Origin of the sequence: Fibrobacter succinogenes, from assembly GCF_902779965.1 — a bacterium.
GTDB classification, from domain to species: Bacteria; Fibrobacterota; Fibrobacteria; order Fibrobacterales; family Fibrobacteraceae; genus Fibrobacter; species Fibrobacter succinogenes_F.
Genome location: NZ_CACZDK010000048.1, coordinates 1 through 23,503, shown reverse-complemented (window position 1 = coordinate 23,503; position 23,503 = coordinate 1). Strand labels below are relative to the sequence as shown.

The following is a 23,503-nucleotide window of genomic DNA, read 5'->3' as shown; positions in this document are numbered from 1 at the left end:
ACACTATGGATCCTATCGGGCTTTGCCCTCCAGGATGACACGTACCTAACCACTGCGGCTAAGCCGCCTCTCTCGTCTGTAGGCTCGGAGAGCCGTGCTCTCGTCTAAATCACTCTTCTTCCAAGCCCATCAGCGACAAGGCTATTTTCCAAGTTTCCTTATTTTCAAAGCTATCGCGGATGCCGCCACCATAGCGGGCATGAGCAAATTCTTCAACAAGATGTTCCCAGCCATCAAGCACACCCTCTTTCACAAGATTATCAAGATTGACTGAAGATGCATCCTTGACATGAAAACGAAGCGCCACGTATTCTTTGCAAACGCCTTCAAGTTCCAAAAGCCATTCGCGGCTATCGGCCACATTCACGCGTTGCTTCAAAACAAGCATGTGTTCACGGATTGCAGCCAAAGCATCTTTCCATTTTTCAAGAACCTTTTTAGCCTTTGCTCTGCGACGCACACGCCACAGACCAGCAAAAACCAAGCACAAAGCGACAAAAACGCCAACCACAATCGGCAACATACTCACAGGAGCGTCAGCACGCAGCGGCACAGAATCGCTACGCAAGTCCAGCGACTGGCCCATAGGCGTCGGGATTTCAAATCGCATCGCCGGGATATTCAAGTTACCCGTATCCTGAACAACGAGCTTGTAATTGAACGTAATCTGCGCCAGTTCCTTGCCATCCTTCACCGTACGACTCGATTCCTGCGAAACGCCCAACTGCAAAAGCCCCTTCGCATTGGCAGAACTCGTAGGCACCACCAAAATGGCACTGCCTTGAGCACTCCATGAGACCGTCACCGGAAAATCAATCGTATCGCCCACGATCACCTTAAGCGGAGCGCCAGACAATCCCGTCGATATAGAAATACCTAATTGCTCCGGCGTCGGGAGCTGGAGTTCGTTCGCAGAACCACCCACACTTGAGCTATCCGGTTCTACCGCAAGGACATTCGTCGAATCGTTTTTCGTTGCAACAAGCAACGAGTCAGCATTTTTTTCTTGAGTCTCGGCCTTAGCTTTTTTCGCCTTGACAGGCTTCGAGACCTTAGTATTCGCGTTCTTTTTCATATTAAAGAATATACAAATTCCATCTAAAAAAAATCGACCCCACAATAGATGCAGGGCGATAGATAAAGAAAGATACTTGGAACTGCTAAACTAGATTCCGGCAGGGCGGAGGAACGCACCGTTCAACAAGCCCGAATACATCGTAAACAAGATATCCGAGAAATAGCTCGATTTAGAATTCCAAAGAGGCAATCCATTCGTGTGAACCGTGTTATTCATGCCCATAGTGCAAGCATTGAGCCATGCAGCATTGCCAGCAATACCCGTAGCGCACCAAGCGGCATACCACTCTGACGGAACGGAGGTATTGTTCGTTTTGTCTTTACCCACATCCAAATTCCATGAATAGTTAACAGCAAGAGCCTTATCATCAGGATTGCCCTTAGCCTTATCCGAAATAAACGTATTCAACTTGGTGAGAATCGTAGCCGCACGAGGATCCTGATACCAATAATAATCCCAAGCAATACGCCACGGAATACGGACAGCTTCCTTGTTGAATGTCCAGTAGGTAGTAGTTGCAGAATTGTTAGGCGGATTAACAGCTACACCAGCCTCATTGCTCCAATCCGGGAACACGCCCGTACCAGCATTCTGCACCTTCTGCATGTAAGCGTACATGGCTTCCAACACACCAGTCCAATTATGTGCCGGATCCACAATAGCAAAGAGTCTAAGCGCCACCGGAGAGAAGTAGCTCAAGTTGTAAGCCGGATTGGCGCCCTTCCAAAGATCTGTATCACCAGAGTAAAGGAGCAAATTCGCCGGGTTCACTTCTAAATTCCAAAGGGCATTCACAAGGACCAAAGCATCTTGCAAGTACATTGCATTGCCTGTCTTGTAATACATAAGAATCAAGGACGTTGCAATATCCAAATCGGCATCCGTTGCACTGGAATTATCCGGAGTTGAGTAGTGGAACGAGTAGGTAATCCACGGCATAAGCCCTGTACCTTCATAATCCCTGAAGGCACGCGTGTAATTCCACAAGGAATTGAACGTTGCATCATCGCCATTAAAATAAGCCAAAAGCATACCGTAACCCATACCTTCAGATACAGTACAAGCGCGGTATTTGTTATCTACAGCATCATCTACAGAACAAGACTGTTTGTAATAACCCGTTGATTGGTTCGACCAAATGACACGACTAGCCGGCAAGAACGCCGCCGAAAACACCAGCGGAAATTCAGGCGCAATAGACGGATAAAGAGCCATATCCTGTTCTACTGAAGAAACATGATAAGACTTCCAATATGTATAATTGGCTAATGCATATGTACTATTTGCCCCAGTCGCAAGCTGAGGATAATTTACAACAACAGATGCCGCCGATGAGCTTGCAGGAACCGGAGCAGAGGAGGTCGGCAACGGTGTAATTCCAGAAGAAGAGCTCAAAGACGGATTGACAACAGCAGAGCTCGGAGTCAAATTATTTGGAGAAACCGGAGCGTCATCGCCACAGGCGCCCAAGAAAAAAGCTGAGCCAATAAAAGCAGGCAACAGGATTTTTTTGAAAGTCATAAAAGCCTCGTTAAAATATCCCCGGAAAACGGAGTCTGTAAATGCCAATGTAATATATATAAATATAGCTTTTAGCGCAATTACAAAATAGAAAAACAAATTTACTTGTGAGCAAAAGCAATAATTTTAAAACAAACTTAAAAAAGAAAAGGACCGCTCACGCGATCCTTTTCTTAAATCTTTGCAGATCCGAAAATTACTTCAAGACAATCTTGTTGGTGAAGTTGACGGACTTGCCAGCAACGCGAACCATGTAGACGCCTGCATCGAGAGCAGAGAGGTTCATTGCGCTAGAAGCGTCACCCTTAGCAACAACCTGACCCTGGAGGTTCATGACTTCTGCAGTTGCGTCGGACTTAACGCCAGAGAAGCTGAGGGTACGGCCAGAGAGGAGAGCCTTAACAGAGGATGCACCACGGACAGAGTGAATAGCACCCCAATTGCGCAGATGTTAAACTTATAGTCACCATCAGCGCCCTGAATTTTGAACTTAATAGCAACGAGCTGAGCTGCAGCTTCATCACCGGAAATCTTGTTTTTGTCAGTGTACCAAGTCGGCTGCTTAAACTGAGACCAAGAAATGGTCTTCGTCATAGGCGAAGTAGCCTTGGCAAGATCAACGTACGGGTTAGCATACTTAATTTCAGTGTCGAAGTCACCGAGACCGAGTTCAAGTTGGGCCTTAGCATCAGAGGTATAGGTAATGCAAACACCACCCCAAGCAGTAGCGTCACCCGGATCAGACTTGGTTTTATCCTTAGCATTTTCACCGACAACGTTAAAGCCGATACCAACAAATGCCGGATAGGTCAAGGTGCCCTTGGAAAGGGAAGCTGTACCGCAAACACCCTTGCATTCATCAATAATCGGGTCCAAAGCGTCGTCGGAATAGGTAGTACCCGGAGTAACCGGCCAAACAACCTCGGATTCACCGCCGTCATTCTTATCGTTATAGCTAAACCAATAGCCTTCGGTATCGGTACTGTTACCAATTTCAGTCAAAACACGGTAGGAGCCTTCATCAGCACCAATCCATGTTTGGAAAGCAAATGCAGCAGAGGCAGCAAGAAGTGCCGATGCAATTGTGAGTTTCTTATTCATAATTCTCTCTCTTTTTTTAATAGTTTTTCCCAAAATGGGTGATTTGGACAACAATATATTTTTTTTTCTTCAAAAATGCCATACCTACAGCCGTTTGAAAAAAAAATTTACATTATTAATTACAAACCGCCCTTTCCATTGAAATATAATACTTTGGAAGCTTCCAAAATACATACAAATTTTGTTACAAATTTGTTTTGTGCTTTCAGTCACACAGTGAAAACGCAACTTTTTTATTACGATTACAAGTATTTCATTCTTGCGCACAGAAAACTACATTATATAGCAATAACCAAACAGGGTGACGGTGAACAAAACACAAAGCTTAATTAGCTTAGTGTTACAACGGTAAACAAAAAATTAGTGTAAATTGTTTACTATCTTAGCTTTATTAAAATATTTTTTGTCAAAACAAAAGGAACACACTCATGAAATTGACAAAGCTACTGACAAGCATCCTGGCCGCTACGGCAATATCTGCCTTTGCAGCCGATGCATCAACAGCAACTCCCAAGAAAGTTGGGCCAGTATCTTATTACGGAGCCCTTCACACGAGCGGCAACAAGATTGTTGGCGCGAAGAACAACCAGCAAGCCATGCTCCGTGGTGTAAGCCTTTTCTGGTCCGACGCAACGGGTCTTTCTTACTACAACCCGACCGTCATTTCATGGGCTGTAGACAACCTCAAAATTGACGTGTTCCGTTATGCCATGGGTATTGAATACTACGATTCCGATGGCGGCACCAAAAACAAGTTGGACGATCAGACTTCTTACGCGAAGAGCCCAGAAGGTCAGCTTTCTACAATCGATAGAATGGTCAAAGCCGCTATCGAAAACGACGTGTATATCATTATCGACTGGCACAGCCACAGAGCCCATTCGGAGACGTCACTCGCAAAGACCTTCTTCGAAACTATTTCCAAGAAATACAAGGACGTGCCAAACGTCATTTACGAAATCTATAACGAACCAGTCGATGGCAGCGGTGGTAACTGGAGCGCCATCAAGGGCTACGCCAACACGATTAGCTCTGCCATCCGCAACAACACGCAAAACTTGATTATCGTCGGAACCCCGAGTTGGTCACAAAACCCGCAAAACGGCGCTTCTGACCCAGTTAATTCAACGAACATTGCCTACGTACTGCATTTCTACGCAGCCACGCACTCCAAAGGTTCTTTTAGTGGCAGAATCGACCAAACTCTTAACGCTGGATACCCTGTATTCATCAGCGAATGGGGTACCACAAACGCTGACGGCGACGGCAATCCGAACGAAAACGCCACAAGCGAATGGACATCTTACATGGACCAGAAACAGATTCCGAACTGCAACTGGAGTTTGCGTCAGCAGACTTCCGATGTAGACCAGAAGAGCGAAAAGTCCGCTATCTTCGCTGGTGAAAAGTCACTCATCACTGCAGCCGCCCTCGATGCAGCCACTTACACCACCTCGGGAAACATTATCAAGAGCTACCTCACCAAGAACGCTCGTTCTTGGGCCGACTCCCTCGTTAAAGGCAAGAGCGGCAGTTGCTCCTTCAAGGCAACGACCGCAAAGCAGACCGACGGCAAGATTTCTGGAGTTCTCAAGTCCGGCTGTACTTATACTTCTAGCAACGAAAAAGTGGCCTCCGTATCTGGCAGCGATATCATCGTGAGCGATTACGGTTTTGCCATTTTTACGGGTAATGACGGTTCCCAGTCTGTCGTGACCATCAAAGAAATCGCAGGCCAGAGCATCACGAACCTCGAAGAACTCTACTGCACCTACTCTAACTCATGTAAAACTGTATCAGGAGGGACCGCACAAGCACTCGACTTCGATGGAGACGGAAATCTCGACTACATCTTGACCATGGAAGACAAGACCATCCAAGGTTCCAAATTCACGCTCACATCGCTAGACCCGAGCATCATTTCTGTAAGCAAAGCCGTTTGTTCAAACACCACCAAATGCTCTAATGCACAAAAAGGCAAACAAGTGTGGATGTTGCACTTCAAGACATTCGGAACGACTAAAATCGTAGCATCGGCACCGGCCGTCACAGGGTTCCGTGCTATGCAAGACACGTTCGAAATCACCTACAAGAAGGCGCTCCCCCGTATCCATAGCATGTTCAAAGACCAAAAAATCGCTCTAGGCGCCGTTTCTGATAAAGGCCTTCCGGATGCAACTATTAGCGAAACTCCGGTTACCTACACTTACAACGGTCTGCCAACATCTGCATACATCACGAAAAATGGCACCGGTTTTATCGCTGGCAACCAGAATGCAATTGTAGCAATCACGGCTCATGCTCCTGAAACAGCAACAGAAGACTCTCTTGTCCGCACAGTCACATTCATTATCGGCGACCAATCTGCCGCGGTAAACCTTGAAGAATACAATGCATTCATCAATCCGCAGACTTCCATCAAGCCGGTTCACAAGATTGCAAACGGTCTCAAGGCAAGCATGATGGGCACGACGCTCCAATTCACGACCAAGAATACAGGCATTGTGAAGCTGGACGTTTATGACGCTCTCGGTGTAAACGTGATGCAGCAATCTGACATTTACAGTGCTGGAAGCCACTCCATCAGCCTCAAGAGCCTCCCCAACGGATCCTACACGATGGTTATCCGTCAAGGTACCCAGAAGGCTTCGCTCCGCTGGACAAACAAGTAAGCAATTAAAGTTTGTTACATAAAATTGAAGTTTGAAAAGTCCCGACTGATGGTCGGGACTTTTTCGTACGTATATCAAACAATTACTGAACGCCCGCGCCGTTTGCGCGATAGCGCTTGTCGCCGTTATGGATGATGATATTATTGCGGGTCCGCTGCACAAATGGAGCGTTTTGCTTTTGATGTATTGATACTGGAGATAAGGCGCGTGGAGAAATTCCCGTCACTTTTTCGTCATAATAGACTTTGCCCAAAAAGACAGCGGGCTGTTCCTCCCCACAAGACCCAACTCCCACAAGTTTGCGATTGGCAAACTCAATCTCACCTACTTTCAAGTACACTTGATAGCGTTTTTTCGAGAGCCCATCCAACTTGGCTGTGATTTCAATTTCGTTGTTTCCATCGAACGTCATCACTGTATCGCCGCCAGCGATCGAAATAGTACGGCTATGCACATTGCGGAAATCGATATCAGGCAAATCTATATAAGAAGTTCCTGGGCACATCGTCAACAAGCTTCCTTCCATGTCATCTACAACAGCAAGTTTCACAGGAACATTGCGTGTCAGGTTGCCAAAGCCTACATTCTGGATGCGAAGTTTCGCCTTGAAAACGCCATCGGAGCCAACCGTATCGGTTACCCAAGATTCACGCAGCACATAGCGGTAGCCCAAGTGATCATTGATGTACTTGAAACCCGTGAGCGAAGAATCTTTCGCTCCGTCATATTCGAAATCTTTACCCTTAAAATGCGACTTTTTCCAACTGTCGATTAGATTGTTGTTCCACTGGATATTCAAATAGCTTGTATGCGTGCGGAAGCCCTCGTAAGCGAGAAATTCCGGCGTGTTGATGACTTGATAGCCACTAGCCGTTGTAAGCGCTTCACCGCCATACGGTGTATTGATACCGTACTTTTCAAGCCAGGCAACACCTTCCTCGCGGCAAATAGACGTTTTGCAGTCGGCGCCCCATGTGCCGTAATCATATTGCGTTCCAAGATAGCCGTCGTTGAACATACCCACACGGTACATCGTGTCACCTTTTGCCTTTGCAATTTCAGCAAACTTTTCGCCGTCGATGTGGAAATCCACGCCCCAATTGTCAAAGCCGAGAACCTTTGCTGAATAGTTTCCCGTGCGCGTGAGAATCTTGAATTCTGGGGGCGTGTTGCGAAGCATCAAGTTCGTAGCCTCTGCAATACGTTCGTAAGTGATGCTCGTATCGCTGTGCATCTCGCCGTAAGCCCCGTGCATGCCCATTTCGAGAGCGACAATCACATCGGTATTTTTCGAAAGCACCGGAGCGAGCTGCTCCACATGGCGCAACACCCACTTGTGTTCCGGCGTCACATTGCTACGTCCGTTGTACCACGGGTCATAACAAATGCGAACAACCACAAAGCCATTGTTCTTGCGGATGTTGTCAAAGGTCGTCTGCAAGACATTAAGAGCATCTTCCGTAAGATCTTGGCTCTTGCCCCATGTCGTGTCCTTTTTACCGCCAGTCGTATCAATGCCAAGCCAAGCGCGGCTGCTGAATTCCGAAATTTCAGCACGGAGGTGCAAAAGTTTGCTGTACGGTTTTTCAATCGGCTTTCCGCCCGAAGGCTTGATGTGCAAAACCTGAGGCGTATAGAAACCACGGTCATAATTAGAAAGCGTGACCATCGCATCGGTCGTATCAATATTCTGCTTCACAAGATCCGCAGCGAGTGCAGAAGTTTGCACCAGGGCAAGCGACAATGCCACAAACGCAAAACGAGAATAACGTGCAGACAGCGCAACGTGTGCGGATTGATTAAAATCCGCGGCACCCATTAAATTGAAAAAACAAGAAAAACTCATATCCGTAATATATATAATCCTTTTGCAAAAACGAGTGAAGCAAGACAAACTCCCGATACCATCTCCAAAACATGTCCGGAGCGACAAAACTGCCAACAACGCAAAAAGCCCGGCGTTACCGCCGGGCCCCTACATTTCATTTTTCTGACGAGATATCAGGAATTAGTTAGTCTTCACAAAAGCGTAACCGAGAAGGACCTTTTCGGACGAATTACGGTTAGAAACACGCTTAATCTTGACCGTAAGAGGGTCAGCAGACTGGGTCACAAAATCGGCCAATTCAAACGGGTTTTCATAAGAATTAGCATTTGCGATTCTCGTTCCGTTCTGCCAAACGCTCATATCGATATCCTGAGCGATTCTCTGGTTCTTCAAAGCATATTCACCAGAAGTCAGCCAAGCAATGGCGAGACGGTAACGCTTGCCTTTTTCAATATTGTATTCGACAAAAGTAATTTCTTTATTCGAATCGAAATTGCTGTTGTTTTCGCCCTGCCAGAAACGCCAACGATAGGAATCGTTCCAAGTGAAGCTTGAATAATGCGGAATGCCCGCCACGAAATAAGTACCGGCATCAACATCGTATTCCGGGTTCTGAACCGGCTTGCTACCAGCAATTAAGACAGCCTTGACAACTTCCGGATGCCACCAGAGGAAGTGATGCTGAGAAAGCAAGTTCGCAGCCATGCCAGCCATAAAGGGCGTTGCTGCGCTAGTTCCGTTAAAGACGCCGGTATAGGTATCGTTAGTGCCAGCCGTGTAAGAAGGATCCCCTGGGAAACGGAAGCCTGTATAGTTAGCGACTTCAGGCTTGTCAACTTTCGTAGGAGCATTCTTAGACGATGAATAAGAAACGTATTTGTCATCCACCGGAGAGATTGCACCAACAGAAATAGCATTCATAGCTCTTCCCGGAGCGGACACAAGCTTATTTCTACCGCCATTACCTGCAGCAACAAATTCAACAACTCTATTCGTATAAATGTAGTTGTCCATGTCAGCATCGCCAGAAGTGTATCCGGTTTCGTCCGTAACAAAGCCCCAAGACTGGGAACCAATCAAAATCGGCTTAGAGTAGCTACGCACATTCTGCGGATAGTCAACGCCATCGATACCGTAAATCATTGCCTGCGGAGCGGTGGTTTGCAAAACTCTTGTAACGCCAATAACGTGCGTTGCATAGCCCGGGCAAGTTCCGAGGCGAGTATAATAGGTTGTATTCACATAGTTAAGCGGAGGGCAACCACCTTCATTATAATAAACGCCAACGCCCTGACCCTTGTAATTGTTATTGTGAGCAAACGATGTAATTTCTGATTTCTGGAGGATGTACGTATAATCGCGATAATCCTGTACGCCATAGGTTAATGCAGGCTTAGGTTCCTTGTATTCAGAAATGTACTTGGTTTCGCTGCTCGAAAGTTCCTTTTCGATTTCGCTTGCCGTAAGGTATGCGGTACGCGGAGAATTAAACTTCTTCGATTCGCTATACTTTTTCTCGCGCTTTTCGGCTTCTGCAAGATAACCAGATTCGCTCATCTTGGATCCGTTCAACCAATAATCCTTTTGGTTCTTTTGCGGATCGAACTCGTAGCGACCGCTCACAGTTGGCAGCGGAGTGTCATCGGCCTTGATATCGCTGATGACAACTTTCATCTTTTCGACATCGGATGCATTGATTTCGTAGTTCAAAGCACCCTTTTGAGCTCCACCACGACGACCGAGAACGTCAGATTTCAGCGCAACCTTACGCTTCTGCGTATTACTTTTCTGCTTTTCAACGAATTTTCTAACGCCACCATCCATTCGAGAAGGTGCCTGCACCGATTCTTCGACTTGAGCTTCTTTTTCAGACTTCACATCAGTAGAAACCGTTTGTGCATAGGATGCGGATCCTCCTACAAGAACCGCCATCGCTGTCATCGTTAGTATTTTTTTATTCATAGTATGCTCCTATTATTCATGATACGATTCGTACCACGCCAATATTTAATAAAATAACGAGCAATTTTGTTAAGAAAAAAAAGGTGTTTTCATATTTTTACAATATAAAATAATTTATTCACGTAAATAATTCTATACAATTTTTTATTAGCTTACTTTAAATTTACAATTGATAATTTATACATTTTTTTACTTACAACATACATAGCAAATTTTCTAATATACTTCAAAAACTCGGCAGCCCCTCCTCTGCCGAGTACATCGCATTTCACCAAATTTCAAAAATTCAAGTTAGTTCTTCGATACGAACGCGTACCCTAGAACAACCTTTTCCTTCGACGAGCTATTCGAATAGCGCTTAATCTTAATCGTTAGCGGGCTAGAAGAACGAGCCACAAAATCCACAAGTTCAAACGGATTCGATGGCGATTCTGAACGAGCGATTCTAACACCATCCTGCCAAACGCTCAGGTCGATATCTTGAGCGACGCTCTGATAGCGAACCGCAAACTCACCCGAAGTCAGCCACGAAATAGCGATACGGTAGCGCTTGCCCTTAGTGATATCGTATTCCGGGAACGTGATTTCTCGATTCGAATCAAACCAAGAAGAGTTTTCACCTTCCCAGAAGTTCCATCGATAAGAATCCGTCCAGGAGAAGTTGGAATAATGCGGAATGCCAGCATCAAAGCCGCTAGGCGCATCATCAATGTCGTAATCAGGATTTTGGATGGGGTTGCTCCCTGCAATCAAGATGGCCCTGACTACTTCCGGATGCCACCAAAGGAACTGGTGTTGAGAAAGCAGATCGGCGGTCATACCGGCAATAAACGGAGTCGCTCCGCTAGTACAGCAGAAAGTTCCGTCGTACGTATCACCCGGCCCAGCAGTGTAAGGTTTGTCCGGGAAACGGAAATGAGAATAGACGCCGACTTCGGGCTTATCGTTTCCAGGACTCGGATTTCCAGATGTCGAGTAACCCATAAACATATCGTCCGCCGGAGATACAGCACCGACCGTAATCACGTTGAACGCACGGGCCGGAGGAGGAATGATAGCGTCACGGCCTTCATTACCTGCCGCAATAAATTCAACCACTCTATTTTCATAGATGTAGTTATCCATCGTAGCATCAGTGTCTTCGTAATACGGGTAATCCGAGCCATAAGTCCATGAATTCGAACCAATCAAAATGGGCACATCATAGCTCGACGGATTTTCAGGACCATCGGTCCCCTGCAACGCATAAAGTTTCGCCTGCGGAGCCGTTGTCTGCAAAATTCTAGCGACACCGATAGCATGCGTAGAATATTCGTTACACGGCGTTTCTAGCTGCACAAAATAGTTTTGATTCACATACTGCAACGGGACGCAACCGCCTTCGTTGTAATGCACGCCCACGCCTTGACCTTTAACTCCCACGTTATGGGCGTTGTTGGTAACGCCAGCTTTATTCAATATATAGCGATAATCCCAGCTACCATCCTGGCCATACATGACTTGCGGCTGAGGCTTTTTGAATTCAGAAATATACTTGGTCTCGCTGCTTGCAAGTTCCTTTTCAATTTCGCTAGCCGTAAGATATGCAACACGCGAAGACTTAAAAGACTTCCTAGAACGATCGTATTTCTGTTTGCGTTTTTTCGCCTGATCCAAGTAGCTCTTTTCGCTAACCTTGGAGCCGTTCAGCCAGAATTCCTTTTGGTCTGCAACTGGTCTATATTCGTAACGGCCACTAACCGCGGCCAAAGGCGCCTCGTCAACCTTGACATCCCTAATGACGACTTTCATTTTCTGGACATCGGCATCATTCACTTTGTAATTCAAAGCAGCCTTGCCCTTAACAGCGCCACCTCGACGGCCAAGCACGTCGGAGGCCACCGAAACACTGCGTTTTTGGTTGTTTTTCTTTTGTGCTTCGACAAACTTCTGAACGCTCTTGTCCATGCGGGAATTAGTCGTTTCACTCACAAATTCTTTTTCTACAGACTGAGAGTCCTTAGAAACCGATTTTGCATAAGAAGCGGAACCTCCTACAAGAACCGCCATTGCTGCCACTGTCAGCACCGTTTTATTCATATCACACTCCTATTATTTCATGATACAAAATGTATCATGAAATAATAAATAATAAAATAAATAAGCATTTTGTAGGGGAAAAACAGCGACTTTTGATATTTTTATATTATAAATTTATTATATCGAGATAAATTATCTCAAACAAGCTCTATTTCGCTTGCATAAAATTCATTTTTAACAAATTTTCCGCACTTTATGTGGTAATGTAAAGTAACAGATTTTTGTTTGTGCAAAGGCACCAAGCAAGAGTGGATTACGTAAAATCCGCGAGGGATAAAAGAAAAACCGCAGCGGTTTAGGCTGCGGCTTTTCCAAAGAAACGGTACCGTTACTTTTTGCTGCGGTGGCTGTTCTTGATCCATTCAGTCTTGTGGACTTCCGGAATGTCATCGAGCAAGCGGAGCGTGTGCGGTTCGTTCGTGTTGTCGAGTACTTCAGCAGGAGTACCCTGGTTCACGATCTTACCGTCGTGCATGATGAAGATACGGTCAGAAACGTAGTTTGCTAGACCGATATCGTGGGTCACGAACACCACGGTCATCTTCAGCTCGTCTTTCAACTTGCGGAGGTAATCGAGGATGTTTGCACGAACGCAGGCGTCCACCATGGAGGTAGCTTCGTCAGCGATAAGGACCTTCGGACGGAGCGCGAAGATACGGGCGAGAAGCATACGCTGCATCTGACCACCGGAGAGTTCGAACGGATACTTGCCTTCGATATCAGCCGGGGTAACGTTCACAGCCATGAGGCCTTCGTCAACGCGGCGACGGACTTCTTCCTTGGACGGCTTGTCCTTGAGGATGTTGAGAGCGTCTTCGAGCTGGCTACGGATAGTGAAGAACTGGTTGAAGCAACCGAACGGGTCCTGGAACACGGACTGAACTTCGTTCCAGTGGTCCTTCAAGTTCTTAATCGGCTTGTCGCGATAGAGGAACTGACCGCGAGTCGGCTGGTAAAGGCCGAGCATGATCTTGGCGAGCACGGACTTGCCGCAACCAGAACCACCCACGATGGAGATGAATTCTTCGTCGTAGATATCGAAGGAAACGTCCTTAACGGCAGTCTTCAGGTTCTTGCCGGCACCGAAGTCCTTGCTGATGCGCTTGGCAGAAAAAACAATGGGCTTATCACTTTGCATAATCGCACCTCACGTCACGATCGCCGACAATGCGGAGATTCTGGGTATTCTTCTTGCAGTCCGGGCATGCCTTGCTGCAACGCGGAGCGAAGCGGCAGCCCACAATCTTGTTCTTGAGGCTCGGAGGAGCACCTTCGATAGCCACCGGATGGCGGCCACGCTGAGAAGCTTCGGTACTGAGCATAGCGCCCATGAGAGCCTGCGTATACGGATGACGCGGATCCTTGACGACCTGTTCTGCCGTACCCTTTTCGACGATTTCGCCGGCGTACATGATGGCGATGTTGTCTGCCACATGGTAGAGGAGCGGAAGTTCGTGGGTAATGAAGATCATCGTCGAGAAGATGCCCTTGTCAAGAAGATCGAAAATCATCTTGATCACTTCCTTCTGCGTGGAAACGTCCAAAGCAGAAGTCGGTTCGTCAGCAATCACCATCTGCGGGTTGAGCAAAGTAGAAATACCGATCACGGAACGCTGGCGTTCACCTGCGGTAAGCTGAATCGGATAGGAGTTCAACACGCGCTTCGTGTCCATGCCGAACAAGTCGAAGCGTTCGCAAAGGCGATCGTAGATTTCCTTCATGTCGAGCTGCTTGCCCGGCTGCTGGTGAGCCGCAATCACGTCAGCTGCGATATCCTTGATTTTGCGAACCGGGTTCAAAGCGTTGAATGCGCCCTGCGGAATCATGGAAACCTTCTGAGCGAGAACGTTTGCACGAACGTCTTCGATGCTGCGGTTCATGAGGGATTCCATGTGGTCACCGCTCTTGACGCGAACGTCACCCGTTTCCGGATAAAGCGGCGGGATGCACATACCCATGAGGCCAGAAACGAGCGTGGACTTACCGCAACCCGATTCACCGGCGATACCGAGGATTTCCCCCTGCTTCATGGAGAAGGACACGTCTGTAACAGCGTGAGTCTTGTCTCCAAAACGGCCGAGGTAATAAAGACCCAAGTGGTCAACTTCAAAAACATTATCAGACATTTTTTACCTCTTACTTGCGCAGGCGCGGGTTGAAGACGCCTTCCATGGAAGTGTTAATCAAGTACAGAGCAAACACCGTGAGGGTAACGACGATCGTTGCCGGGATGAATGCGATCCAGATGGAGTCGGAGAGAGCACCGTTGTCCTTAGCCTGGTTCAAGATGATACCAAGGCTGGTGGAATCGACAGGGCCAAGACCGATCATGGAGATGGAGGCTTCGGAAAGAATACCAGAAGACACCTGCATGATGAACACCATGAACACGTACGAGAGCAAGTACGGAAGCACATGCTTGATCACAATCGTCAAAGTCGATGCACCGTTGATGCGGGCAAGGGCGATGTGGTCGCGGCTACGGAGAGAAGAAGCCTGGGCACGAACGGCACGGGCAGACCAGCTCCAAGCGGTAAGACCGATGATGAGACCAATCAAGGTGAGGGAACGGCCATCCTTAACAGCGGAGCTGATAAGAACGAGAATCACGAACTGCGGAATCACGATGAAGATGTTGGTGAGCATGTTGAGCACTTCGTCAACCCAGCCACCGCGGAAACCGCCGAACAAACCGATAAGCACACCGATCGTCGTAGCAATGATACCAGCCACAAAGCCCACATAGAGAGAGCTGCGGAGACCAGCAATCAAGAGAGACACATAGTCACGGCCGAGGTGGTCGGTGCCGAGCCAGTGAGCAGAGCTAGAACCTGCATACGGGCCAGCGACGATGTCACGAGCGTGAGTATCAACGTTGTAGAACAAAGGTCCAAAGATGGCGATGAGGAGCGTGAGCACGAAGATGGACACGCCAATCACGAACATCGGGGACTTGAGAAGGTTTCTTAAAAGCTTACCCATGATTACTTACCTCCCATCTGGAGACCGGCCTTGACACGCGGGTCAAAGACAGCGATCAAAACGTCAACTGCAAAGTTTGCAACGAGAACGCAAGTAGAAATCATCAAGGTGCAACCCTGGATCGTTGCGTAGTCGTTCTTCTGAATGGCATTGAGCATTGCCATACCGAGACCCGGATAAGAGAAGATCATTTCGGTAATGAGAGCGCCACCCACCATGGCACCGAGGCTCTGGGCAAGGCCAGTGAGCTGCGGGAGCATAGCGTTGCGGAACACGTAGCTGATAATCTTGCCTTCACGGAGGCCGAGCCACTTAGCATACTTCATGTAGTCTGTACCGAGTTCGTAAATAGACATGGAACGCATACCCGTTGCCTGACCAGAAAGAAGAATCGGGAACACAGAGAAGAACGGGAGCACGTAGTACCAGCTGACGCTCTTGAAGCAAGACCAGCTGAACGTGAGTTCCGGAATGTCCGGGCTGTAAGCGCCCATAGCCGGGAACCAGCCGAGCGTGATGGAGAAGAATGCCACCAAGAGCATACCGAACACGAAGAACGGCACACCGTTTAAGAACATGGCGCACGGGAAGAATACCTTGTCGAAAATGCCGCGCTTGTATGCAGCGAAAGCACCGAGAAGGTTACCCACGATCCAGCCGAGAAGAATCGTCGGAGCCTGGATAGCGAGCGTCCACGGGAGGGACTTCTTGATAACGTTTGTCACAGGTTCGTTGTTCTGATAGGAAAGACCAAGGTCGCCGTGGAATACGTTGCCCACATAGCGGAAGAACTGAGAAACTGCAGAAGCAAGCTTCGGATCGGTCTTCATAACCGGCTGATCGACCATGACGGTATCGATGCGTTCGGCTTGAACCTTTTCCATGACAGGGACTTTATCAGCAGCAACAGCCTTTGCGCCCTTGCCCTTCTTCACCTTCTTAGCCTTCTTAACAACTTTCTTGCCCTTCTTGCCTTTCTGAGCGGCAGAAGACTTTTCGACAAAGACCGGATTGCCAGCTTCATCGAGCTTCTGGCGTTCGACCATTACTGGTTCGCCAGCATCGTTGAAGAGCTTCACAACGTTCACGACCGGCTGGCCGTTGGCGTCGAGCTTCGGAACCTTCTGCATCACGACATTGCCGTTAGCATCGGTTTCCGGTTCGTAAATAACATTACCTTGTTCGTCAACTTCGGCCATACCAAAGGACACAAGGAGTTCCGCCTTTTTCTTCTGAGCTTCAGTCGGAGAAAGGCCCTTGCCGGCTTGACCCATGATGATGTCAACCGGATTGTTGTCGCCGAGACGCGGCAACGCGAAGTTGAGAGCCACTGCACAGACGAAGGTCAGCAAGTACCAGAACGCCTTCTGCAGGACATAACGTAGCATAGGATATTGTTTAAGCATTTGTAGTCCTTTATCCTTTATTTAGCAAGCTTCAAATTCCAAAGGGTCTTGGTACCCGAAGCCACCCACGGAAGCTGAGCAGGAGCGTACGGGTTTTCAGCGGTCGGCCAGTTCGTCCAGACACGGTCGCTGAATTCATAGAACTGTTCCGGCAAGTAAACCAGCGGAATAGACGGCTGGTCTTCCATGAAGATCTTGTTCAATTCGCGATAAGCGGTTGCGATAGAATCGGCGTTCTTCATGAGCGGAATTGCAGAAAGGAGTTTGTCCACTTCCGGACGGAAACCTTCGGTACCCGGTTGGTTGTAACGACCGATGTTCGTACCAGCCCAAGCGCCAAGCGGCTGCCAGTCGCGGCTTGCCATGATTTCGTTGAAGCGGCTCCACGGAAGAGACGGAGTCACGTCAGCAACAGGCTTGTGCATGATGAGGTCGAAGTTACCAAGACCCATAGCCGGCCAGTAAGAACCGCCGTCCACGAAGCCTTCACGAATATCGATACCAGCCTTGCGCATACCTTCGACAGCGATAGTCACCATAGCTTCCCAGTCGGTCCAGCCGTTCGGGCTCGTGATGTACATCGTCGGAATCTTTTCGCCCTTGGCATTTTCCATGTGGTCGAGCGTACCATCGCTATTCCATACAGACTTGTAGCCAGCTTCGGAAAGCATCTGCTTCACAGTTTCAACGCGTTCCTTTTCGTCGGTGATGGTGAGCTTGACACCATACTTAACAAGGTCTTCGTCATTAATATACTTGCCTTCGAGATTGGTCGGCATGATGAGGCCCGGCTTGATCTGGTCCGTGTAGTCGGACACAGCGAACTTGCGGAGAGCCATGTAGTCGATTGCGGTTGCAAGAGCGCGGCGGAAGCGCTTGTCGTTAAGCGGTTCCTTCATCGTGTTGATGATGAGCATCGGCATTGCACCCGGCAAGAAGTAAGGCGGTTCATTGAGCCATGTGTGTACGCCAGCGCCAGCCTTGCGGTTGATACGCGGGATGTAGCTCTGAGAAGCGTCGAGGTTGCCGCTACGCATAGCGATCGTGTTATGTTCGTTGTTCTTATAAATCGGGTGAACGATATACTTCGGAGCAGGGAGCTGACCATTGTGGAGAGCGGCGTTGCCCCAGTAGTCGTCACGGCGTTCAAGAATAATCTTGTTCGGGTCGGCGCTGCGGAGAGCGTACGGGCCGGAAACAACCGGGTTCTGGTCCATCGGGAGTTTCTTGACTTCGTCCTTGGAACCGAGCTTTTCGATAAGCGGTTCGAACACGTGAGCAGGAACGATACGGATGGCCTGCATCAAGTCCAAAACGGAAAGCGGGTTATTGCGCTGCTTCTTGTTCACGAGGAATGCAATGCGTTCCACCGCACCTGCCGGTTCGGACTTAATCGTGTCGACATGAATTGCAGAAATCTGTTCGCTAGTGTTGATGGAACCCATCGTATAGATGAACTTCACGTCACGAGAAGTAACCTTTTCGCCATCGCTCCACTTTGCGGCCGGGTTCAAGTCCACAACGATGCTATCGTTGTTCTTGTTCACGAGCGTACCGAGGAGGGATTCAATTTCACCCGTCAGGGAGTTGTACGTCAAAAGCGGTTCATACATCAAGTTGAAACGACCGCTCACAGGCCACGTCGTCATCCAGCTTTCTGCAAGGGGGTTGAACGTACCAGGAGCATCATTCTGCTGCCCAGACAAGTAGAGCGTTTCCTGACGCGGCAAAGAACCGCTGGCGAGCTCGTCTTGCGATGAGCTACCGCACCCAAAAAGTGCGCCAGTTGCCGAAAGCACCAAGGCCGTTCTAGCAATCGATTTCAGTCCAATCATTTGAGTCCTCTTAGAATAGGGCCCACGAGGGTCCTTTAATTGAAAAATTCAAAACCTAATATAGATTATTCATTTAAAAAATAATTTTGCGACTTAGTAAAAATGCATTGACGAAATTTAAACGGCGTTTAGCAATTTTTACATTTAGAAAAATTTACACAATAAGGGCTAACGTCCTTTAAACCTCATTAGTATTCATCATGCGGGCGGGGCGTCAGCGGCTACATTCGGTTATTCAGCGTCTTCAGCGGTTTCCGTTTCTTCGGGGGTGCCGGCGGCGCAATATTCGGCGACTTGTTCGCGGAGCTTTGTGCCGCGGACTTTCCCGAGCAAATCTGTGATGTCTTCGAGCGGGGCGTCCATAAACGCTTCGGCGCTCTTGTACTTGCTCAAAATCTTGATGCGGGTTTCGTGGCCAACGCCAGGCATCTTGAGCCATTCGACTTCAAGGTCTTTCTTGCGTTTGCTGCGCTGGTACGTAATGGCGAATCGGTGCGCCTCGTCACGGGCGTTCTGCAAAAGCTTCAGCGCGGGGCTAGTGCGGTGCAGCACAATACTCGGGCGGTCATCGGGAAACACGATTTCTTCCAAGCGTTTCGCAAGCCCGATCAAAGGCAAATCCTTATCGTGACCGAGTTCCTTTAGAATTTGCATCGTAGCATCGACCTGACCTTTACCACCATCGCACACCCACAAATCGGGCATCGGAATTCCCTCGTCTTCCAAACGCCGGATGCGGCGAGTCATCACTTCGCGCATGCTCGCAAAATCGTCAACACCTGTTACGGTCTTGATAATAAACTTGCGGTAATTGCTCTTGTCGGGGCGACCGTTCTTGAACGCAACCAAACTTGCCACGGTGTTCGTTCCAGACAAATGAGAAATATCCACGCATTCGATGCGGAACGGAGTCTTCTTTAAACCCAAAACTTTTTGCAGTTCAAAAACGCTCGAATCGATTTCGCTATATTTCTGCACTTCGGCACGCATTTCCACAAGAATCATGTCGGCATTCGCAGCGGCAAGTTTCAGGAACCCGAGTTTCTCGCCACGCTGCGGATTCGTCAACACCACCTTGTGATTCGTCTTCGAGGCAAGTGCCTGTTCCATCGATTCGCGCTCCGCCAAGTCTTCGGGCAAGGGCACATCCGTCGCAATTTCGCCAGGAATAAATTCCACGTCCATGTACCACTGCACCACCATCTGGCTGAAAATTTCAGTCTCGTCGTCTTCGAGTTTGCATTCCAGGCGGTAGTGGCGGCGCCCACAAAGCACACCGTTACGGTATTCGAAAATCACGGCAGCAGCCATCGTACCATTACGCTTCAGCGAAATCACATCCATGCTGAGGCTTGCATCGGACACATCAGTTTTCTGGTGCGCACTCGTCGCCTTGAGCGCCTGAATAGCATCGCGCTTTTTCGCCGCGGTTTCGAAATCCATGCGTTCGCTCGCTTCGAACATTTCGCGTTCCCAAAGTTCTATCAGGTCATCGCGTTTACCGCCCAAGAGCATTTGTGTCTGTGCCACTTTTTTGCTATACTCTTCGCGAGTCACAAGACCTGCACATGGCGCTTCGCAACGACCGATGTGGTAATTGAGGCAAGGCCGCACAGGGCGATTCAAAGGCAACTTCAATTTGCATTCGCGAATTTTGAACAAACGCGCAGCGATATCCTGCAATTGGCGGATCATGCGGGAACTCATGTAAGGGCCGTAATACAAGCAGCCGTCTTTTTTCACGGAACGGCTCAGGAACAGCCGCGGGAACGGTTCATTCACGGAGAACGCCAAATACGGAAAGTGCTTGTCGTCTTTCAGGAGCACGTTGTACTTGGGCGTATGCTTGCGAATCAAGTTCGCTTCGAGAATAAGCGCTTCCGTTTCGCTTTCCGTGATAATCCACTCGATGTCGCGGATGTACGGAAGCATCAAAGTTGCAGCACGGTGACCGGCATGGTCGCTCCCGTCAAAGTAGCTCGACACGCGATTTTTGAGGACCTTCGCTTTGCCGATGTAAATGATTTTCCCTTGAGCGTTCTTCATGATATAAACCCCCGGCAAAAGAGGGAGTTCTGCCAGGCGACGCTCAATATGTTCACTTACAGGGATCATGACTTTTAGAAGATAGAATTTATTTCTATTTGTAATGGATTCTATCGGCCTATGGCCTCCAGAATGACATGCAAGGTTAGACAGCGTAAAGCCGTTTTTTGCTGCGTTTTTACATTTTCTAACAATCTTGCAACATCAAAATTTTATATATCTTACGTAGGTAAGTTTTGCACCCCCGACATTTTAATATGGAGATAAAATGAATTTTGAAAGCATGAACTTGTTGTCGCAGAAAGTGGAAGGAGTCCTTGGAACGGTCCGCGCCCTGCGTGAAGAAAACGCTAAGCTAAAGCAACTTCTCGAAGGCGCCAAAGCACAGGCCGAAAACCAAAAAAATCTGTTAGATTCTGCCAACGCAAAGATTGCTGACTGCGAAGCGGCTCTCAACGCACGAGCCAACCAAGCAGCCGCTCAGGACGAAGCCATCAACGAAAAAGGCCGCGCTATCGATAGTCTAAACGGACAGATTAACGAAAAGAACGGCATTATCGATTCCCTCAATGCCCAGATTGCAGAAAAGAATGGAATCATCGACGCCCTTAACGGAAAAGCCGCAGAAAAAGACAACGCCATCAATTCCCTTAACGGACAAATTGCCGAGAAGAATGGCATTATCGATTCACTCAACGGACAAGTCAACGAAAAGAACAACATCATCAATTCCCTTAACGGACAAGTTGCCGAGAAGAACAGCATCATTGATTCGCTCAACGGACAAGTCAACGAAAAGAATAGCATCATTGATTCACTCAATGAACAGGTAAACGAAAAGAACAACATCATCGATTGCCTGAATGGTCAAGTCGCCGAAAAGAACGATATCATTGACAACCTCAATGGTCAAGTCCAGAGCCAGAGCAACGAAATTGCCGAAGCCCAGACCAAGTTCCAACAGCTCCTTGCCACCATCGAAAATGAGCTCGGCACCGAATTCAATATCAACGCGCCGGCTGAAGAACAGCCTGAAGTTCCCGCCGCTCAGCCCGAAAACAAACCGCAAGACGAAACCCCAGACCTGTTCGCGAGCAATGGAGGCTCGCAACCCGGTTTTTTCGGCTAAGGTGGTTGTTGGATAAAGATCCATTTGGCGTAGGAATGAAATAGTATGGCAAACGAGACACTTAGATCAGTCAGCATAACCGTCGCTCAAGAACGCATCCACATCCGCACGGACCTGCCCGATACGGACTTGAAAGAAATCGTCGATTTCATCGAAAGTCGTCTCGATAATTCCTCGAAATTTAAACTGGAAATGAAGAAGCAGCTCTGCTTGCTCGCTGTGGAACTCACTTCCGAAATTGTCGAGCTGCGCAAGCAATTGCGCAAAGCCAAATCGTATCACGACCTGATGGATAAGGATATTAGGGAGCTTTCACTCCAATTGGACGAAGCGCTCCCCAAAGCCGACAGCCAAGTTTAAGCCCTAAGGGATACATTTAATACACATAGCAAAAATCTCGATATTTTTATCGAGATTTTTTTGCATTTCTCCCCTTGTTTTTAGTGTATAAGAAACATATATTATAAGCGGGCATCCCACGGATTTTACACCCGATCTAACAGGAATAAATCAGCTCGTTGCTCTTGTGGTTCAGTTTAGGCGCGCATTGACGCGAAAAACAAATCCCCGAGGCGCTGCTATCATTGTAGATAAGTAGTTTCGAGTGTTCGCACCGTAGGAGATGCCCTTTTTTTTATGGGGAAAAAATGGTAACATCTGAAAAGCTATTAAATCTTTTACAGGCCGCAGAAAGCTCTGATATTTTCGACAAAGCGGTCATTGGATATTTGCTCCCTGACGGCACAAGCAACATCGTCACGCTGAACACTCCCGAAGATACTGTTTTCGACATAGCATCGCTCACGAAGGTTTGCCCCACTTCGACGTTAGCTCTCACATATGTTCTTGAAGGCCAGCTTTCCATTGACGCTAAAGTCATCGATTACATCCCGGAACTTCAAACAAACTATCACGACGAGATTTACGTTTCGCATTTGCTCACACATAGTCTTGATTACCGCGTCCCGATGAAAACGCTTACGGCACTTTCTCCGGAAGAGATTCTCAACGTTCTTTACACATACGAATTTTCCGCTGCACCGGGTACGGTTTTCAACTACGGAAACCCCGCCAGCGTTTTGCTCGGAATTTTGTTGCAAAGACTTACGGGTAAGACTTTGCAAGAACAAGGTAATGAAAGATTTTTCACGCCACTCGGCATGACACGTTCAGGTTACGACCCGCTCACGCGTGTCCCGAAATCAGAAATCGCGGCGACAGAACTCTGTGAGTTCCGCCACCGCGAAATCCAAGGTGAAGTCCATGACGAAAGCGCCTGGGTCCTGCAAAAGCTCTTCCCCGTCGGCAGCGCCGGCATGTTCAGTTGCGTGCCCGACTTGCTCAAGTTCGTGAAGATGATTCTCATGGACGGGAAATTCGAGGACAAGCAAATTATACCCGCCGGAATTCTAGACATCGTAAGCCACAACGCTTTTCCCGACAACTTCGGCGCCTGCGCCGCCCTCGGTTGGGAACTAAACGCTCCTCGATTCATGGGCACCAAGGTTTCGCCGCAAGCATTCGGCAAAACTGGTTTCACAGGCGCAAGTATCGTCGCCGACCCAGACAAGGGAGGCGCCATCATTCTCCTCAGCAATTTCACCTATCCGCACCGAGAACCCAACGCCGACCGCATCCACGCGTTCCGCGCCACACTTGCCGACGCGTTCTTTGAAGAATTATAGTGAGGTAGTCGCTCGCGAAGCTCGCTTTGAGGCATGAGGAAAATCGACCCAGGCACTGAGGCTGGGGTGACAATAAAAGACAGTCACAAGCCACCCCTAAGAGGGGTGGCTTGCTTTGCCCCTAGAAGGGGCTGTTACTGCCAGCGCCTTAATGACGCTGGCTTTCTCTTCGTTCAAGC

At 48.3% G+C, this 23,503-nt stretch carries 17 protein-coding genes; 4 read left to right on the top strand and 13 right to left on the bottom strand.

Annotation, left to right across the window (positions count from 1 at the left end):
- Nucleotides 1-109: 109 nt before the first annotated feature.
- The 4 genes from HUF13_RS16055 to HUF13_RS16045 form a co-directional block, all read right to left on the bottom strand.
- The gene (locus tag HUF13_RS16055) at nt 110-1,075 is read right to left on the bottom strand and encodes a BatD family protein (RefSeq protein ID WP_173476054.1); all 966 of its coding nucleotides are present in this window, start codon (nt 1,073-1,075) and stop codon (nt 110-112) included.
- 90 nt (nt 1,076-1,165) lie between these two features.
- Nucleotides 1,166-2,599 carry a glycosyl hydrolase family 8 gene (locus HUF13_RS16050; RefSeq protein ID WP_173476053.1) on the bottom strand — a complete coding sequence of 478 codons (1,434 nt, stop codon included), beginning with the start codon at nt 2,597-2,599 and terminating at the stop codon, nt 1,166-1,168.
- Between the two features lie 196 nt (nt 2,600-2,795).
- Nucleotides 2,796-2,933 carry a T9SS type A sorting domain-containing protein gene (locus HUF13_RS17475; protein WP_304039317.1) on the bottom strand — a complete coding sequence of 46 codons (138 nt, stop codon included), beginning with the start codon at nt 2,931-2,933 and terminating at the stop codon, nt 2,796-2,798.
- Nucleotides 2,930-3,700 (bottom strand): T9SS C-terminal target domain-containing protein, encoded by a 771-nt coding sequence (locus HUF13_RS16045; RefSeq protein WP_304039316.1) that lies wholly within the window; start codon nt 3,698-3,700, stop codon nt 2,930-2,932. The genes HUF13_RS17475 and HUF13_RS16045 overlap by 4 nt, the downstream gene beginning before the upstream one ends.
- Nucleotides 3,701-4,128: 428 nt before the next feature.
- Here HUF13_RS16045 and HUF13_RS16040 point away from each other — a divergent pair, with 428 nt between their 5' ends.
- The gene (locus HUF13_RS16040) at nt 4,129-6,372 is read left to right on the top strand and encodes a cellulase family glycosylhydrolase (protein WP_173476052.1); all 2,244 of its coding nucleotides are present in this window, start codon (nt 4,129-4,131) and stop codon (nt 6,370-6,372) included.
- Between the two features lie 82 nt (nt 6,373-6,454).
- Here the strand turns inward: HUF13_RS16040 and HUF13_RS16035 are convergent, their stop codons facing one another.
- The 9 genes from HUF13_RS16035 to uvrC all read right to left on the bottom strand — a co-directional run bounded on the left by HUF13_RS16035 (nt 6,455) and on the right by uvrC (nt 20,579).
- Complete coding sequence (locus tag HUF13_RS16035) at nt 6,455-8,218, bottom strand: DUF4832 domain-containing protein (RefSeq protein WP_304039315.1); 1,764 nt, start codon at nt 8,216-8,218, stop codon at nt 6,455-6,457.
- 162 nt (nt 8,219-8,380) lie between these two features.
- The gene (locus HUF13_RS16030; protein WP_173476051.1) at nt 8,381-10,162 is read right to left on the bottom strand and encodes a S8 family serine peptidase; all 1,782 of its coding nucleotides are present in this window, start codon (nt 10,160-10,162) and stop codon (nt 8,381-8,383) included.
- A 291-nt stretch (nt 10,163-10,453) separates the two neighbouring features.
- Nucleotides 10,454-12,241: a S8 family serine peptidase gene (locus tag HUF13_RS16025; protein WP_173476050.1), complete on the bottom strand. Its 1,788-nt coding sequence runs from the start codon at nt 12,239-12,241 to the stop codon at nt 10,454-10,456.
- A gap of 328 nt (nt 12,242-12,569) precedes the next feature.
- Nucleotides 12,570-13,379: an ABC transporter ATP-binding protein gene (locus HUF13_RS16020; protein ID WP_072829887.1), complete on the bottom strand. Its 810-nt coding sequence runs from the start codon at nt 13,377-13,379 to the stop codon at nt 12,570-12,572.
- Nucleotides 13,369-14,367 (bottom strand): ABC transporter ATP-binding protein, encoded by a 999-nt coding sequence (locus tag HUF13_RS16015; protein WP_173389263.1) that lies wholly within the window; start codon nt 14,365-14,367, stop codon nt 13,369-13,371. The genes HUF13_RS16020 and HUF13_RS16015 overlap by 11 nt, the downstream gene beginning before the upstream one ends.
- Before the next feature lie 10 nt (nt 14,368-14,377).
- Nucleotides 14,378-15,223, bottom strand: a complete 846-nt coding sequence (locus HUF13_RS16010; protein ID WP_072829891.1) for an ABC transporter permease — start codon at nt 15,221-15,223, stop codon at nt 14,378-14,380.
- 2 nt (nt 15,224-15,225) lie between these two features.
- Nucleotides 15,226-16,629, bottom strand: coding sequence for an ABC transporter permease (locus HUF13_RS16005; protein ID WP_173476049.1), 1,404 nt, complete (start codon nt 16,627-16,629; stop codon nt 15,226-15,228).
- Between the two features lie 17 nt (nt 16,630-16,646).
- Complete coding sequence (locus HUF13_RS16000) at nt 16,647-18,464, bottom strand: ABC transporter substrate-binding protein (protein ID WP_173476048.1); 1,818 nt, start codon at nt 18,462-18,464, stop codon at nt 16,647-16,649.
- 231 nt (nt 18,465-18,695) lie between these two features.
- On the bottom strand, nt 18,696-20,579 hold the full coding sequence (uvrC, locus tag HUF13_RS15995) for an excinuclease ABC subunit UvrC (protein ID WP_173476047.1): 1,884 nt from the start codon (nt 20,577-20,579) through the stop codon (nt 18,696-18,698).
- Nucleotides 20,580-20,778: 199 nt separating this feature from the next.
- On the opposite strand from uvrC, the gene HUF13_RS15990 reads away from it, so the two are divergent.
- From HUF13_RS15990 to HUF13_RS15980, 3 genes are all read left to right on the top strand, one after another.
- Nucleotides 20,779-21,639, top strand: a complete 861-nt coding sequence (locus HUF13_RS15990) for a glycosyl transferase family 2 (protein ID WP_173476046.1) — start codon at nt 20,779-20,781, stop codon at nt 21,637-21,639.
- A gap of 45 nt (nt 21,640-21,684) precedes the next feature.
- The gene (locus HUF13_RS15985; RefSeq protein WP_173389267.1) at nt 21,685-21,999 is read left to right on the top strand and encodes a hypothetical protein; all 315 of its coding nucleotides are present in this window, start codon (nt 21,685-21,687) and stop codon (nt 21,997-21,999) included.
- A gap of 287 nt (nt 22,000-22,286) precedes the next feature.
- Nucleotides 22,287-23,324: a serine hydrolase gene (locus HUF13_RS15980; protein ID WP_173476045.1), complete on the top strand. Its 1,038-nt coding sequence runs from the start codon at nt 22,287-22,289 to the stop codon at nt 23,322-23,324.
- Nucleotides 23,325-23,503: the final 179 nt, after the last annotated feature.